At 51.0% G+C, this 16,322-nt stretch carries 10 protein-coding genes; 6 read left to right on the top strand and 4 right to left on the bottom strand.

Translation table 11 applies throughout. The features are described from left to right. Nucleotides 1-4: 4 nt before the first annotated feature. Nucleotides 5-1,549: a sulfatase gene (locus KS4_RS16465; RefSeq protein ID WP_200761374.1), complete on the bottom strand. Its 1,545-nt coding sequence runs from the start codon at nt 1,547-1,549 to the stop codon at nt 5-7. A gap of 185 nt (nt 1,550-1,734) precedes the next feature. Here KS4_RS16465 and KS4_RS16460 point away from each other — a divergent pair, with 185 nt between their 5' ends. Next, nucleotides 1,735-2,724 (top strand): hypothetical protein, encoded by a 990-nt coding sequence (locus KS4_RS16460; RefSeq protein ID WP_145080767.1) that lies wholly within the window; start codon nt 1,735-1,737, stop codon nt 2,722-2,724. A 251-nt stretch (nt 2,725-2,975) separates the two neighbouring features. Continuing rightward, on the top strand, nt 2,976-4,202 hold the full coding sequence (mraY, locus tag KS4_RS16455; protein ID WP_200761373.1) for a phospho-N-acetylmuramoyl-pentapeptide-transferase: 1,227 nt from the start codon (nt 2,976-2,978) through the stop codon (nt 4,200-4,202). Nucleotides 4,203-4,433: 231 nt separating this feature from the next. Here the strand turns inward: mraY and KS4_RS16450 are convergent, their stop codons facing one another. Then, nucleotides 4,434-6,083, bottom strand: a complete 1,650-nt coding sequence (locus KS4_RS16450) for an alpha-keto acid decarboxylase family protein (RefSeq protein ID WP_145080761.1) — start codon at nt 6,081-6,083, stop codon at nt 4,434-4,436. Nucleotides 6,084-6,804: 721 nt separating this feature from the next. On the opposite strand from KS4_RS16450, the gene KS4_RS16445 reads away from it, so the two are divergent. Next, nucleotides 6,805-7,362 (top strand): hypothetical protein, encoded by a 558-nt coding sequence (locus KS4_RS16445; RefSeq protein WP_145080759.1) that lies wholly within the window; start codon nt 6,805-6,807, stop codon nt 7,360-7,362. A 605-nt stretch (nt 7,363-7,967) separates the two neighbouring features. Here KS4_RS16445 and atpD read toward each other — a convergent pair. After that, a complete protein-coding gene (atpD, locus tag KS4_RS16440) occupies nt 7,968-9,416 on the bottom strand; it encodes a F0F1 ATP synthase subunit beta (RefSeq protein WP_145080756.1) in 1,449 nt (482 codons plus the stop codon). Between the two features lie 512 nt (nt 9,417-9,928). Here atpD and KS4_RS17775 point away from each other — a divergent pair. The 3 genes from KS4_RS17775 to KS4_RS16425 all read left to right on the top strand — a co-directional run bounded on the left by KS4_RS17775 (nt 9,929) and on the right by KS4_RS16425 (nt 15,185). Further along, complete coding sequence (locus tag KS4_RS17775; protein WP_200761372.1) at nt 9,929-11,545, top strand: ParA family protein; 1,617 nt, start codon at nt 9,929-9,931, stop codon at nt 11,543-11,545. Nucleotides 11,546-11,763: 218 nt separating this feature from the next. Further along, entirely contained in the window at nt 11,764-13,389 is a 1,626-nt protein-coding gene (locus tag KS4_RS16430) for a DUF7453 family protein (RefSeq protein ID WP_145080752.1), read from the top strand. Nucleotides 13,390-13,607: 218 nt separating this feature from the next. Continuing rightward, entirely contained in the window at nt 13,608-15,185 is a 1,578-nt protein-coding gene (locus tag KS4_RS16425) for a DUF7453 family protein (RefSeq protein WP_145080749.1), read from the top strand. Nucleotides 15,186-15,386: 201 nt separating this feature from the next. Here the strand turns inward: KS4_RS16425 and KS4_RS16420 are convergent, their stop codons facing one another. Continuing rightward, nucleotides 15,387-16,310 carry a sialate O-acetylesterase gene (locus KS4_RS16420; RefSeq protein ID WP_145080746.1) on the bottom strand — a complete coding sequence of 308 codons (924 nt, stop codon included), beginning with the start codon at nt 16,308-16,310 and terminating at the stop codon, nt 15,387-15,389. Between the last annotated feature and the right edge of the window lie 12 nt (nt 16,311-16,322).

Below are 16,322 nucleotides of genomic sequence, written 5' to 3'. Positions count from 1 at the left end.
CTATCTAATCGATAGGCTGCGTTTTTTTATTGTTTAACCCCAAACGTTCATATTGCTCACTCGGCGCTTCCGCCTCACGCATTAACTCAATCAGACAATCCACCATCCGAGATTCAACCGCCTCATCCTTTATATTAACTTCCTGCCCCGCATCTTTTGCCAAATCAAACAGCATCGTACCTCTTTCTTGCTCACTGACTCCCGGATGCTCCCATCCTTTCGCTGCCAGCTTCAATACCTTGCATCCCTTCATAAACCCAAATCCCGTAACAAGCTCCGCTTCACCAAGCACATCACACCCCACAAACCCGCGCATATGAGTTGGCATCAACGTATAGTTATACAGTGGTTGATTAGTAGATTCAGCCGCCCCTCGCATATAAACATATCGCCCATCCGTCACATTCACATGCCCGCCATGCATCCCAAATATCCCCGCCTCTCTTACGACCTCATCGTTCTCGATCACCTCAGCTAAATCCTTCCCCAGCATATCTTTTGTCCCTTCAACACCAAAATACCTAAGCAGTGTTGGCCCCAGATCAATTGCCGGCTGCACCAACGATTCACGTACCTCCCCTTTCTTACCACACCTCGGGTCCCACACATAAAACGGCGTCCGCGCCACCTCATCATAAAACGGCATCCAGCACTTCGCCCACATATCCCGTTCCCCCAACATAAACCCATGATCCGTCCAAACCACCAACATCGTATCTTCCCACAACTCATACCGATCAAACGTGTCCAAAACCTCACCCAACTTCGCATCGCACATACTCACCAGCGACGCATACTCATACCGCAAATGAGCCACCGCCTCATCTCCCTCCTTCACCCGATCATACTCCGGCCAATCAAAAAACGGCCCACGATATCCCTCGTAATGTTCCGCATACGCTTCCTTGTATCTATCACACGAATAGAATGGCTCGTGAGGATCAAACGTTTCAATCGTCAAACACCAATCGTCCTCCGCCCAATTTGTTTCAATAAACGCCATGCCATGCCGAAACGTCTTCGCTACCGGCCAATCACTTTCCTCATGCTGATACCCACGATTCACCCAGTTTTGCCGCTCGTACACCCCGCTCCCCGGCCCCCTCCCTGCATAACCCTCTGGCCCTTCAACTTCCCCCTTCACAACCCCTTTCCATAAATCTCCCTCTTGCCCGCGATTAAACTCATACGAGCGATACCGATTGTGATACGTCCCCCCGCCATCCTCGAAATAGTGATAGTGATCCGTACACAAATGCGTATACACACCCGCTTCCTTCAACATCTCAGGCACGCTGTCATCAAACGGCTCCAACGGCCCCCAACTCCGATGCAAAAAATTCGGCCGCGCCGTATGAAAATCACGTCTCGCCGGCATACACGGCATCGAGCAAACATAACTCTGATTAAACTGCACACTCTTTTCAGCCAGTCGCTCAAAATTCGGAGCCTTCACCCAATCGCATCCGTACCCCGGCAAGTGCCGTCTGTTCAACGTATCAAACATCACCACAACACACTTCACATCCATTCCTTTCTGCTCAAGCACCTCTACCCCGATCCTAACAAACAGCCACACGCGACTATACCCCATTTGCCCACTTGTACACAGCATTTCTTAACCATAAATAGCAATAATACATAACCCCCAACAAACTTCTCACACCTATTCCGCGTATTTCTACAACCTGAACAATTTCGCCAGCACCCTAATATCGTTACAATTGCCCCGCTATGCTCTACCTCGCACTAAACATCATCGCTACTGTCATTTTCTTCCAGGCCCTCCGTTTTGGTCAGGTCAAAAAGCTTTCCGAAATGACAGTCTCCGCCATCAACTACGCCGTTGGCGCTCTTCTCTCCATCCTCCTCCTGATCATCGCACATGTCTTCATCACCCCTCAGCATCTCACGACCGTCGCCTTAATCGGCGGCATCGCCATGGGCACCATCTTCTATGTCTACCTCTTTGTACTCTTCCGTGCCTACAACTTCTTTGGCGTCGGCATCACCTCAGCGCTCATTCAAATGGGCGTGACACTCGCCGCTATCTACGCATGGGCTTTTTACGGCCAGCACATCTCTGCTATCCAATGGATCGGCCTCGCCATCATTCCCCCCGCACTTCTGCTCATGCGCCCGAAAGAAACGCCCGATCAACTCACTCAGTCTGTTCCCGAACAAGCCCAGCCACAATCTTCCGATTCACCCGCAGCGACAGCCACACTCACCGAACCGCAAACCGCAACTTCCTCAAAACCAAACGCACTTTTCGTCCTCTTTATTCTCCTCGCGACCGCACTCACACAAACCCTCTTTGCAATCATCCATGACGCTGTCCCCCGTTTCGACGACAACGTAAACGCCGGCTTCCTCGCCTATACATCCGTCATCTTCATCACCGGCACGATCTGTAACGGTGCCCATGTCCTCGTCTTTGAACGTAAGCGCCACAAACTCGCCACCTACACCACCGGATCAGTCGCAGGGATCGCCAACGTCGCCATCTGTATTTTCCTCGTCCTCTCACTCGACGTACTTTCTTCAACTATCGTCCTTCCCACAGTTTCCGTCGCCATCATCGCCTTCAATATCCTCATCGCTCGTCTTTACTGGAAAGAGCCCATCTCCAAAGTTCAATACTTTGGCCTCGCCGCCACCTTCCTTGTCATCCTTCTCATGAACATCGAATCTTTCCTTCCCATCGCCGCCGCAACCCCATAACCATCCCCCCCATCTCCTCTCCCACCCCCTCACGTCACACCCAACATTAAGCTCTCTCCCCATCCATTCCACACCACATTTCTCCCTATAAAAACCTCCCATTTCGAGTATCATGAAGCCTTCTCATTGAGCGCGATCGTTGCAATCATCCCGCGCTCTGTATCAACGGATTGATCAAAACCAGTCCCTCGCTCTTTCCACCCCTAATGGTATCTACGCCTTAAACTAAAACAGGGGGGATGGGGATGGGGATGGAAAGTGGTGACATGATTTACCTCATCTATTCATACTTCCAAGAATTCATCAACTCATCCTCCTTCCTTGGCCCCCTTAACGTCCTGCGTTGGGTCGAGTTCCGCGCCGTCGCCTCCATCGTCCTCTCCTTCCTCATCGTTACCGCCTTCGGCAAACGCACCATCCTCTGGCTCGTCAAACAAAAGGTCGGCGACAACCCCGAGTTCTATCACAAAGACCTCAACCAACTCATGAAGCAAAAGGCCAACACCCCCACCATGGGCGGCCTCCTCATCGTCATCGCCATCTTCATCTCCACGCTACTCCTCGCTGATCTCTCATCTTTCTACATCCGCATGGCGCTTATCGCCGCCGTTGCCTTCGCCGCCATCGGCTTCGCCGATGATTGGCTCAAGCTCACCTCCGCCCGCCGCAAGCCCGGTTCCCGTGAAGGCCTCTACTCCAAAGAAAAATTCCTCTGCCAGATCTGCCTCGCCGCCATTCTCGCCTACTTCATCCACCATCACGGCCTCTCCAAATACACCATCGATCCTGAAAACACTCAGATCATGTCCCACGCCCTCAACCTCCCCTTCCTCAAAACATGGAACCACACCGCGGGCGAGTTCATCCCCAACCCCAACATGTTCATCCTCGGCACAGGCACATTCATCCTCATCGCAACCCTCATCATCACCTTCTTCTCCAACGCCGTTAACCTCACCGACGGCATGGACGGCCTCGCCTCCGGCAACATGGTCATCGTCGCATCTTCCTTCATGATCCTCGCCCTCATCGCCGGCTACCAAGATCAGGACTTCGTTCTCTCCAAACATCTCCTCGTCCCCTACATCCCCGAAGCCGATGAACTCGCTGTCGTCGCCGGCGCTATGGCCGGCGCCTGTCTCGGTTTCATGTGGTTCAACTGCCACCCCGCCCAGGTCTTCATGGGCGACACCGGCTCCCTCACCCTCGGCGGCCTCATCGCCTTCATCGCCGTCGTCATCCGGCAGGAATTCCTACTCCTCCTCATCGGCGGCATCTTCGTCTTCGAAGCCTTCTCCGTCATCATCCAGGTCGCCACCTTCAAACTCACCAAGGGCAAACGCCGCGTCTTCAAATGCGCACCCGTTCATCACCACTTCCACCTCCTCGGCTGGACCGAACAACAAGTCGTCGTCCGCTTCTGGCTCCTCACTGCTCTCTTCACGGCCCTCGCCCTCGCCACCATCAAAATCCGCTAACCCCCATCCCCCCCCCCCCTGTTCGTGTCATCAATTTTTCAAGCTCATTTCTGACCCTGCGCGCAACCCATCAAGCCCGTCACCACCGGTGGCGGGGTGTCTTACAATCAATTTTCATTTGCCTGCAATCACTTCTTCCCAATAGCCGCCGCGACACCTCGCGGCGAGCCAATACACTTTCCTTCTTACAACCCCCATGCAATCACCGTTAACCACACAAAAAAGCTAGCACTACTTCATCCCCAGTTCATTCCCAATCTTCTTCGCCAGCGGCGGCACCTCCATCTGATCTATGACTACCTCCACATACGCCGCATGCCCATTCTCATTAATCTTCTTCAATACCCTGTCTAACTCCCCATTCGTTTCCACTCGCGCGCAGATCCACTCCTTACACCCCATCGCTCGCGGCAAATCTGCATACCGCCAACCCGTCACATCGTTATACGCATACTCCGGCACTCGACACAACAATCGCTCAATCGTGTATCCATCATTATTCAGCACAAAAATCACTGGCTTCAGTCCATTCGCAGCAAACTGACCCACCTCCGTTGCCGTCATCTGATGCGCACCGTCCCCAGTCATCAAAATCACACGTTTCTCTTCCGCTCCGATTGCCGCACCAAACGCCGCCGGTGTCCCCCACCCAATCGCCCCCCACAAAGTCTGATTACAAAATACCGCACCCTTCGGCAACTTTGCAAAACCCATCCCCATCGATACCGTCCCCGTATCACACACCAACAAATCCCCCTCTCTCAAGAACTGTTCCCACCGTGGATACAAATACTTTGCCGTGATCTTATCGTCCGCTTTCCCTTCTGCCTCGCCCAGACCTTCCGCCCGGAGTTCCGAGACATAATCCTGCCCGCTCACCCGATCAGCCAATGCGCTGATTAGATCCTTCATATAAACCTGCTCATACACCGCATATCCCACCTGCGCATGATCCAGATATATATCAATCGTTTTATGTCCGTCCAGATTCGACGTAAACATCCCTGTATTAAAATCACCCCACAAAGCCCCCACATTAATCACCAGATCCGCCTCCTCCACATACTCCCGCACATGCTGATTCATCAACTGCCCGTCATACATCCCCACATACTGCTCATGTGTCTCGTCTAGCACCGACTTGTCGTGAAACATCGTTGCAAACCCAAACCCCGTTTTCTCAACGAGCCGCTGCAAAACCTTCCCCACGCCAATCCGGTACGCCATGATCCCCGGCAAAAACACGCCTCTACCCTCAACCCCTCTAATACGCGCTAAGATATCATCCACCGCAGCCTTGAGCCGCTCCTGATCACTCTTCATCTCAATCTCGCTATTACCAGCACCCGCATTCCCAACCACCTTCATCTCCGCACAATCTTTCGGGATCGCAATATACACCGGCCGCCTCTCCCTCACAGCACACCCCATCACTCGCGCCATCTCACTCACGCAATTCTCAGCCGTCAATATCGTCCGCGCACAAACCACCGGCTTCGTCATGTGATAATAAAAATCAAATTCACCATTCCCCAACGAATGATGAATCACCTTCTTTCCCGCCTGCGTTTTCATCCCCGGCATCCCCACAATGTGAACAATCGGCAAGTACTCGCTATAAGCACCCGCCACACCATTAATCGCGCTCAATTCCCCCACCCCATACGTCGTGCAAAGCGCACTCATCCCTCTAATACGCGCATAGCCATCCGCCGCATACGCTGAATTCAATTCATTCGTACACCCCACCCACCGCACTTCTTTATCTTCAATAATCGCATCCGTCACCGGAAATGAAAAATCCCCCGGCACGCCAAACACGTCCTTAATCCCAACCTGCTTCAACCACCATAACACATGTTCTACAACCGTCTGCGCCATCTCATGATCTCCATGCCCCATCCCCTCCTGTTCGTATCACGATACTTCCACAGCCGCTCATGCTTGCCGCACAACATCCCCACCATTTACACTATCGCTCGATTACCCAATCATCCCACAAAAACAGCATATAACTAGCGTTTCCCCCACCCCATCCACCCCCCCCCCCCCCTGTTCGTATCAGGTAGCTTTCATATCCTCCCCCCCCTGATTGGCAGCGCACCACTAATCTATTTGCTCCCCCTCATCTCTCCTCTGTTCGTATCATCCATCTCCCCTGACCAAGCGTGCAGCGTATCATTATCACTTTCTAATCAAGCCCGCCATCTTCCGGGGGCCGATGGCGGGGTGTCTTACAACCAACTGACAATCGCTCGTAATCATTTCCCTCCCCATTTCCCCCTTTTAGCCGCCGCGATACTTCGCGGCGCGTCAATACACCCACACATCTAAAACCATTCCCCTGTTCGTGTCATCATCGATGCAATTCTCACTCCCCACTTTATTGATCCAGCGCGCAGTGCATCATAATCACTCCTTCATCAAGCCCATGACCGCCGGTCATGGGGTGTTTTACAACCGCCATACTACCGTCTGCAACCACGTTCATCCCTATCAAAGCCAATTAATCATCGATTACAAATCGCCGACCTTCTGCACTTCCGATTCTCATCGCTTCTAGCACTAGTCTCTAGCACTAGCACTATTTATAATGCCCTCTATGAACCCATTCGATCTCAAACTCATGGTGATCCTCGTGATCGCCATCGCGCTTTACCGCTCAGTCCGCTTTCTCTACAAGAAATATATCCACCCTATTCCTAAGCCGTTCAGCTCTTCTCGCAACTTAGGCCCCGATAACGCACCTCAGAAATTCAGCCCCGCCTCCGCCAAACGCTATACCCGTAAATTCCCCGATTATGCCTACTACGCAGTCCGTTCCGCCAAAAAGCAATTCGATATCAACCTCGACTATTCACCGCAGTCTATTGAACGGTTAGACGATATCCTCACGCAAATCCACACCCACTTCCATGCAGGCAACATCCCCGCCGAAGAGCTCGCCTCACTCATCCCCTACTGGGCCGCTTACCTCGGCCAAACACTCATCAAAACCAACCCAACCCTTCACCTGAAATGGGATTTTGTCCCCGACTCAAAAAACAACCCCGTCTACTTCATTCAGCTTTCCGAAACCAAAACGATCCACCCCTTCCACCTCATCGAAAAACGCATCATCACTGCTGAACCGAAATCAATTCACGTGCAGTTTGCATGATTGCTAGTTGTACTAGTTAGCCGCCGCGACACTTCGCGGCGCGCCAATACATACAAAGTAAGTCAACAAACGCAGGCCTGTTCATGAAGATCATTCGTTCAATGTCATGAGTTTTGATACACATTTCTCAGACAACCCCGAGCGGCCACGGGGGGGGAGAATAAGGGGAGAAGAGGGGAGAATCCGGGGGGATGGAGGGATCGCACAGAATGTTGAGTGATCGGTTTTGTGCGCACGTTTTGCTTACTATATCTAGCTGCTTTTTGTCCAAAACACATCAAAACCGAACCAAACCAGATGTTTTTTGGCCAATACAGCCCATTTTCGCAATTCTGCGAGTCGCGCCTCGCGCACAAGTTGGATTCTGTAACCCGTTGACCTAAAACTGTTTGTAAATCCCATGTTCAACTGCTGCGCAGAACGCGCGCAAAATTGCTTGTGTAAAATCCAGCGTATAACTTGTGAATAGACGTCCGTATGCGCACAAAAAAAGCTGCGGACAAACAATGATCCGCAGCTTCTAATTTTTTATTCCTAACCGTTAGTTAGAACAGGTTTCAGTTTGAAGCTTGTCCACCTTCCGGGAGCGGGGGGGAGGCGGGGGCTTACACGTTGGCGGCCATCTTCTCGGCCTTGGCTTTCGCCTCGTCCAAGTTACCGACGTACATGAACGCAGCTTCTGGCAGCTCGTCCACTTCACCAGCACAGATACGCTTGAAGCTGTCGATTGTCTCACTCAGCGGCGTGTAGTTGCCTGCAAAGCCTGTGAACTGCTCAGCCACGAAGAACGGCTGGCTCAAGAAGCGTTCAATCTTACGTGCACGGCTAACGACTAACTTATCTTCTTCGGAAAGCTCGTCGACACCGAGAATTGCGATGATGTCCTGCAAGGATTTATATCGCTGCAAGATCGTTTGAACCTGACGAGAAACCTCATAGTGTTCTTCGCCGAGAACACTTGGGTCGAGGATACGTGAGGTTGATGCCAGCGGGTCAACCGCAGGGTAGATGCCTTTCTCAGCGATGCCACGTGCGAGAACAACGAATGCATCAAGGTGAGAGAAGGTCGTTGCGGGAGCGGGGTCGGTGTAGTCGTCGGCTGGGACGTAAACCGCTTGAATCGAAGTAATTGCGCCCTGTTCGGTCGAGGTAATTCGCTCTTGGAGTTCACCCATTTCGGTTGCCAGTGTTGGCTGATAGCCCACAGCAGAAGGCATGCGGCCGAGAAGTGCGGAGACTTCAGAGCCCGCCTGCGTGAAACGGAAGACGTTATCGACGAAGAGTAGTGTTTCTTTGCCGGAGTTACGGAAGTCCTCACACATGGAGAGGCCTGAGAGTGCGACGCGGAGACGTGCTCCGGGAGGCTCATTCATTTGGCCGAAGACCATGGCGACTTTATCGAGAACGCGCGAGGTGTTGCCTTCTGAATCGGTGTACTCCGCTTCAGCCATTTCACGCCAGAGGTCGTTACCTTCACGGGTACGTTCGCCGACGCCAGCAAAGACGGAGTAGCCGCCGAACTCACGGGCAACACGAGCGATCATTTCCTGAATGATGACGGTTTTGCCGACACCTGCACCGCCGAAGAGGCCGATCTTACCGCCGCGGACGAATGGGCAGAGCAGGTCGATGACCTTAATGCCGGTCTCGAGGATTTCGGTCTTTGCGGAAAGTGAGGTGAATTTAGGTGGTTCTTGGTGGATGGCGCGGGTACGGGTCGCGTTGACGGGGCCTTTTTTGTCGACAGGTTCGCCGAGCAGGTTAAAGACGCGGCCAAGGACTTCTTCACCGACGGGCACGGAAACGGGAGCGCCGGTGTCGAGGACGGGCATACCGCGTGACATGCCGTCTGTTGAGCCGAGTGCGACAGCACGAACGCGTCCGCCGCCGAGGTGCTGCTGCACTTCGCCGACGAGTTTTTTGGTTGTGCCTTCAACTTCGAGATCGATCTCGAGTGCGTTGTAGATTTCGGGCATTTGGTCTTCTGGGAACTGGGCATCGAAGGTGGAGCCGATGACCTGAGAGACCGTACCCTGTGCTGTAGCCGTGGACATATTTTATTATTCCTTGTTTTACACAGACTTAGACCAGAAAGAGCGATCAAGCGTCTTGCACTGAGTGGTTAAGCGTAACTATATATGTTCGTTTTGCCAAATCCTGCGGAGGAGGCACAAAAGTGCGATTTTTGGGGCTGTGAAGCGGGTTGCGGGGGTGCGGGTTAGAGCAGGGGATTGGGGTTAAGATTAGAGGCGATGAGTGGGGAACATTCGATGGAAATGTCCCTTGTTGAGAGCAGGTATAACCCTATGTATCGGCTGAGTTGGGGGGGAGTGTGTAGAAATGGGAATGTTATCGGCCTGGTTGTGCAGAAATTGTTCACAGATTGAGGGTATGGGCTAGCCGATGGGCTGTGATGCGGTGTGAACAGGGGCAATAAAGTGTGGATAAGGGGTTTGGAAGGGGGATTTTGGAGGAAGATGAGGTGATTTATCGGGGCACAGTCGGGGGCTGTGTTGATATACTGTGAGCAGGAAATTTGAGAAGACCAGCAAGCAGGGAGGCGGCCGTGACCGACCAGCCAACGAATCATTCTGAGTACGCATTTGAATCCAACAGCGCGGGTAGCGGTGAAGGGATGAATATCCCGGTGGGCAAGCCTGTGGAGGTGGGAAGCGATCAGGCGAACGTGGAGGGGGTGGCTGATGAATCTGTTGGCGTGGTAAGTGATGGCGTGGGTGAATCAGTTGTGGGGGGGATCATGACGGGCGGAGGATCGTGGTCCATTCCGGCAGCGCGTGAAGAGGTTGTGAATGCGGGGCAGGTGGTCAGTGCTGATGAGGAAGAAAAGAAACAGGTGGAAGTTTTGGGTGGCGGAGATGATATGGGGGTTGGAGAGATGTGGGGGATTGGCGCAGTGAGTGTGAGCGCGGGGCTTGGTCCTGATGCGGAGGAATTTGTGGGTGATGGTCAATTGATGGAAGAGATGCCCATGGGGAATGGCGGGGGGAGTGGGGGTGAGGATAGTGGTATGAAGGTGGAGGAGATTGAGATCAGGCGGGCGGCAGATGTTCAGGCTAACCATGCGATAGAAAATCATGGTATGGATATGGCGGGCGAGACTAATCATGAGATAGTCAGTCGCGAGGTTGAAGGCGGGGGAGATGTGATTGGTGATGAGAAGCTAGCTGAGATTCAGATGGTGAGCGCGGATGAATTGTTGGAATCGCTGGATGAGCGAACGGGGCAAGAAGAAAAGAATGAGGTTGACGAGCCTGCTGAGCAATCGGAGAAGTCGGAGCAAGAGGTGGCGGTTGAGAAGCCGGTCAAGAAGCAGGGCGGTGAAGTGAAGCGATTGAAGTCGCCGCGCGTGATTGCGCTCATGAATCAGAAAGGCGGGGTGGGTAAGACAACGACGGCGGTTAATCTTGGTGCGGCGCTTGGGCGGCTTGGATATCGGGTGTTGTTATTGGATTTAGATCCTCAGGCGCATCTGACGTTGTACTTGGGTGTTGATCCGGAACAGTTGGAGCAGACGATTTATGACTTGTTGGTTGATGATGAGGTGACGGCGGCGGATATACGGCAGTCGATTGAAGGTTATGAGAAACTGGATGTTTTGCCGGCGGATGTGAGTCTGGCTGGAGTGGAGAGTGAGTTGGCGGATAAAGTGGTGACGGGCGCGGCGCAGTCGGTGCTTCGAACGAAGGTGAAGCCGATTGCGAAGGAGTATGATTTTATATTACTTGATTGCCCGCCGTCGCTGGGTTTGTTGACGATTAACGCGTTGACGTTATCGAAGGAAGTGATTGTGCCGATGCAGGCGCACTTCTTGGCGTTGCAGGGGATGGGTAAATTGTTTGAGACGATTACGATGTTGAGGCAGGGTTTCAATCCAAACTTGCAGGTTGCGGGGATCGTGCTTTGTATGCATGAAGGGCAGACGATTTTGGCGGGTGAAGTGATCGGTGATTTAGAAGGGTTTTTAGAGGGGGCGCAGGGTGGGGATGAGCCTTGGTCGCAGGCAAAGATTTTTGATCCGCCGATTCGCAGAAATATTAAGTTGGCGGAGTCGCCGTCGTTTGGTCAGTCGATCTTTGATTATGATGTCAATTGTAATGGTGCGCAGGATTATATGCAGCTGGCTGAATGCGTGGCTAACCATGAGTTAGTTTGGGATTTTTAGGTTCGTCAGTTAAAAACATGTAAATCTATAAAAGCCAGCAGAAATGCGGGCTTTTTGTGAAGATGGGCAAAATGGACAAGAAGTTAGAGAGATGTGCATCGTTAAAATCGCGATCATTCAACTTCGCTTTGGTCGTTGTTGCTTGATGGGGTTGAGTTTTGATAAGATACGATTGTTAGATTCTAGGATTACAGTGATATATTCTGAGGGAAATAAATATGGGCTATGGTGTAAGTAGACGTTTCGGGTTGGCTATTGGTATGGCTGGATTGTTGGGTAGTGTGGGCGATAGGGTGGTGGCTGAGCCATACGTGTGGGATACGGTTGATGTTTATAAGGATGCGTATTATGAACAAAGGGATGAGGCGTATTGGCAGAATCATTATGTGAATGTTGACGATGCTGGTCAGATTTTTTATCGCACGTATATTGCTGAAAATATTTTTGCAGGTGGAGAACTGAAATATTCTGAATCTCGTGTGTATTCACCGAATAAACAGATGACGCCAATATATCGATATCAGAATCATTCCTTTATGTTTCAACAACACGACGTTATAGCGGGTGGGAGGATTCTTACGAAGTTGATTGAGATTGACAATGATACGTGGGAGTGGGAGGAGAAGCTTACTTATTTTAATGGGGAAGCATTGCATGTGAAGGGGATTGGGGATTTTGGTATTGAAGCTGAGCGAGTTTTAGGGGTAAGTGGGTTGCAGGAGGATGGGAGTTACATCGCGAGTTTCTTACAAAATGAAGAAGTTTTTTATGCTTATTATTCGGGCTGGGATGCAGCGCCAAAGGTCATTGCTTATACCGGGGATGAGAATGCTGCTTATGGGGATGCACTGAATGTTCAATATTTGAAGTCGCCATTGTACTATGGCGATAAAATCTCGTCTTGGATGGATCAGGTTTTTAGTTTGGAAGATGGATCACGGCTTCTGAGTGTGCAGAAGAAAGATGGCTCTAGTGCGATCATGAGATTTGATGGGCAGACGATTGAAGATTACATCACGGGCGATGATCTGGTCGGTAAAGTAGATGGAGCGATCAGAACGCAAGTTGATGGTGCTTATGAGCAGAGCCGGCAAGGGGTTGCGTTCAATGAGAGCGGAGATATGGCATTCGTTACTTATAGTGAATTGAGTGGTAAGCGGTATGGGTATGATTTGTTTTTTAAGCAAGGGGATGATCTTGAGCATATCGTGGCTTTGGGGCGTCTTGATGCGAATAGTAGTCCGTGGCAGGTCGATGGTGGTCCGTTAATTTACTCGGTTGATGCTGCAGTGTTGACTGAGGATAGTCGGTATGCTTTTGTGGCAAGTGATCAAATTGGTGATTTTGATAATGAGCAGGCCTTTTACGTAGTTGAGGATGGTGAGCTGAGAATTGCGGGACAAATTGGTGAGACTTATGTCGGGAAGAATGGTAGAGCGTTTGTGTTTGCTGGTAGGAAGAATGGACTAGTGGAGGGCAATCGAGGTGATAATACAAACATGTTCAATGACTTGACGGGCAATATTGTTTTCAATACGGTCGTTGAGGAGAATGGTGAGTTGTATGGTGGTATCGTTTGGTATGACACAGACGGGGTGCTTTCGCTACTTGTGAAAGCAGGGGATCTGTTTGATGTTGATGCGGGAGTGGGTGAGGATCTGCGTGAGATTTCGTTCATCAATGAATATAGTTTGTCGATGAATGATCGGGGACTATTGGCAGTTGGTTTGATTTTTACGGATGGATCGCAGGGTGTGTTTACAATGCAGATACCTGAGCCGAGCGGGATGGTGCTGCTGGGTGTTGGTGGGGTGTTAGGATTGGTGCGTCGTAGAGTGGGGTGAGTTGATGGCGAAATCATGCTAGAAAACAATGGTAAAAGGCCGCAAAGTATTGCGGCCTTTTTTTAAATTAATTGTTAACGAAAAGATGTTGCATTTGGATGAGTAAAGTTTGCTGCCGATAGGTTGCCGGGTAAATATGTGTTATTATTTTGAGGCAGATAGGATGTGTGTGGCGGTGTATAGGCATTAATTTGGATCGTTGAGCGAGAGGGAAAGTCATGAACTTGTGCGCGTTGAGTAGTAGCTTAGTTGCTGGTGTGCTGCTGTGCAGTGTATCTAGCGGGGCAGTGATGAGTTGGAATACGGTTGATCATTTTGAGGCATCGATCGATTATGGGGAGCTTGAGAAGAATCAGGAAGCGTACCATTACGCGATGGCGGCGATAGGTGATGATGGGCAGATTGGGTTTGTTGATACGGTTGATTTATATGATGTAGATTCTGATAGCCGAATGTTGGTCAAACGGTTTGATAGTGATGGAAATATTGGTGGGACGGTTTTATATGAAGAGACGCAGGCATGGCTGCATACGAAGTTGCAGTGGATGAATGGGAATCTTTATTTTGGCAGTAAGTCGGGCAGCCTGGCGGAGGACAGGGCGAATCTATATTACGAATGGAACGATGGCGGGGTTAGTGAGATATATCGTAATGAGCCGGGTGCATCAGATGCGGTCGATAAGGGGGTGACTGGGATATATCAGATGGGGATGGGGACGGTCAGGCAGGTTGGCGCTCATCAGGGATATGATGATGCATTTGTTTATCGTTCGGCTGAAACCGGCGAGGATCGGGTGATCGCATCGACGAGCACGACTTCAAGTGAAGATAGGCTGGGGTTGCAGGTGATGTTGCGGCCTAACCCGGAGGGGATGACGGAGATTTACAAGCCGAGTGCTGATGGTGGGTTGGTGATGGGGCTTCGGACTGATGAGGGGAGCAAGATTGTGAAGTTTAATGGGGAGGGATTTGAAACGTTGGTGACTGGGGAAGATGTGGTTAATGCGGTGGATGGATCGGTTTCTGCGAGTATGGATGGGTATGCGTTGCCATATCCATTGGCGACCAATTCACGGGGTGATCTGGCGTTCATAGCGATGTCATCGGTTTCTGATACAGATTATATGGCATGTATTGATTTATTAGTTAAGCGAGATGGTGAGTTAGTGCATGCTGGTCGGTTATTAAGTTACAAGGATAGCTGGGCAAACAAGGAAGGCTTGTCGGAATTTCGTTTTCAGGATGAGATGGTGATTTCTGAGAATGGACGCGTTGGGCTAATTGGATATGTGCCCGATAGTTGGCCGTCTCGTGATTTTGAGTTAATTGTATGGGAAGGGGATGAATTGATTGTGGCGGCGGATGCGGATGAGACGTATGTGGGGACGAATGGGCGTGAGTTTGTTTATCACGGATCTCGGTATGAAAATCATATGCCTCAGTATGAAGAAGGCATTGAACTATTTACGGATGCTGTTGGGAATATGGTTTTCAATTCAAGTGTTGAGGCGGATGGTGGCGTTGGGCATGGCGTGTTGCTGTATGACACGGAAGGTGTATTGTCGCTGCTCGTGAAGGAAGGGGATTTGTTTGATGTTGGTGGTGGGGATATGCGTGAGATTAAAACGATTGATGAGCATAGTTTTTGGTTGAATAGTGATGGCATGTTGGCGATCGGGCTAGTGTTTATGGATCATTCGAGTGGTGTATTTACGATGCAGATTCCTGAGCCGAGTGGGTTGATGCTGCTTGGTGTTGGTGGGGTGTTGGGATTGATGCGGCGTAGAGTGGGATGAGTTGGTAAAGATATGGATGTAAGAAAACCCGCTATTTTTAGCGGGTTTTTTCATGGTTGAGGTGGATTTGATTGAAGATGGTGGGCCTTTAAGTAAGGTTTCGAGAGGCAATTGTTGGATCAATGTGGCATAAGATTGTTTGGCAAAGAAAAACCCGCACGCATTTGTGGGCGGGTTTATTAGCTGATAATTGGATGAGGTTTATTCGGAGATTGCTTCGGTGGTCTTCGCTTCCTTCTCGGCTTCATCCAGTTGGGATTTGAGTTTGATGTAAGCGTTGGCGAGGTTGTTGCCGAGGGTGATGTAGGAGTCGGGGGTGAAGTGAGCGCCGTCCTCGAGGAGGGTAAGGTCGGTGGAAGGAATCATGATGCTGTTTTGATCAGCGGCGGCGACTGCGGTCTGAGCGGAGAGAACGGGCGGGGCCCATTTCACTTTGATGTCGGGGTTGATCTGTGAAAAAACGATGGGGAGTTTGGGGTTGTCGAAATCACGACGAACATACTGAAAAAACTCGGTGAGGTTTTTTTCATAATTGTTGGCAGAGGCTTCGGAGGCGAAAGCATCTGACCAGCCATGAACCCAGATGAATGCGTTGATCTTGGGTTGATAGCCCATTTGCTCGAGGCGGCCGATTGCGCGGTGAGCCGTGCGTGTAAGCCATGGGTAGAGATGGTAGCCGTGGATTTCCTCGTCGTTGATGGTGGGAGAGAAATCGCGGTAGAGGTTTGCGCCGCCTTGTGAGAGTTTGAGGATGGCTATCTTTTGATTAGGCATGTTTTTTGCGATGGATTTGGCGAAAGTGATTTCTGGGCCGAACTGTTTTGCTTTCCAGCGATTGGTGAAAATGGCGAGTTGTTCCCATTTGTGGTTGCCGATTTCGGCGTAGTCGAGGCCGGGCATGAGGTGGAAGTAGTAGAGGATGTCGGGAGAAGGAGTGACGAGTTTGAGTTGATCGGGCGTGAGTTTTTCGGGGACGCCGCGGCCATCCATGTTGGATTGCCCGGAAAGGATGAAGACTTGGATGGGGCCTTTATCTTCAGGGGTGTTGCCGGTTTGTGCGAAGACAGAAGACGTGGCGAAGAGGATAAATAGAAGACAAATGGATAGTGGACGCAATCGCGGCATGGTTGGTTCCTT

The sequence above is a fragment of the Poriferisphaera corsica genome, assembly GCF_007747445.1.
Taxonomy (GTDB): Bacteria; Planctomycetota; Phycisphaerae; order Phycisphaerales; family Phycisphaeraceae; genus Poriferisphaera; species Poriferisphaera corsica.
This window is presented reverse-complemented; position numbering and strand designations above follow the sequence as displayed.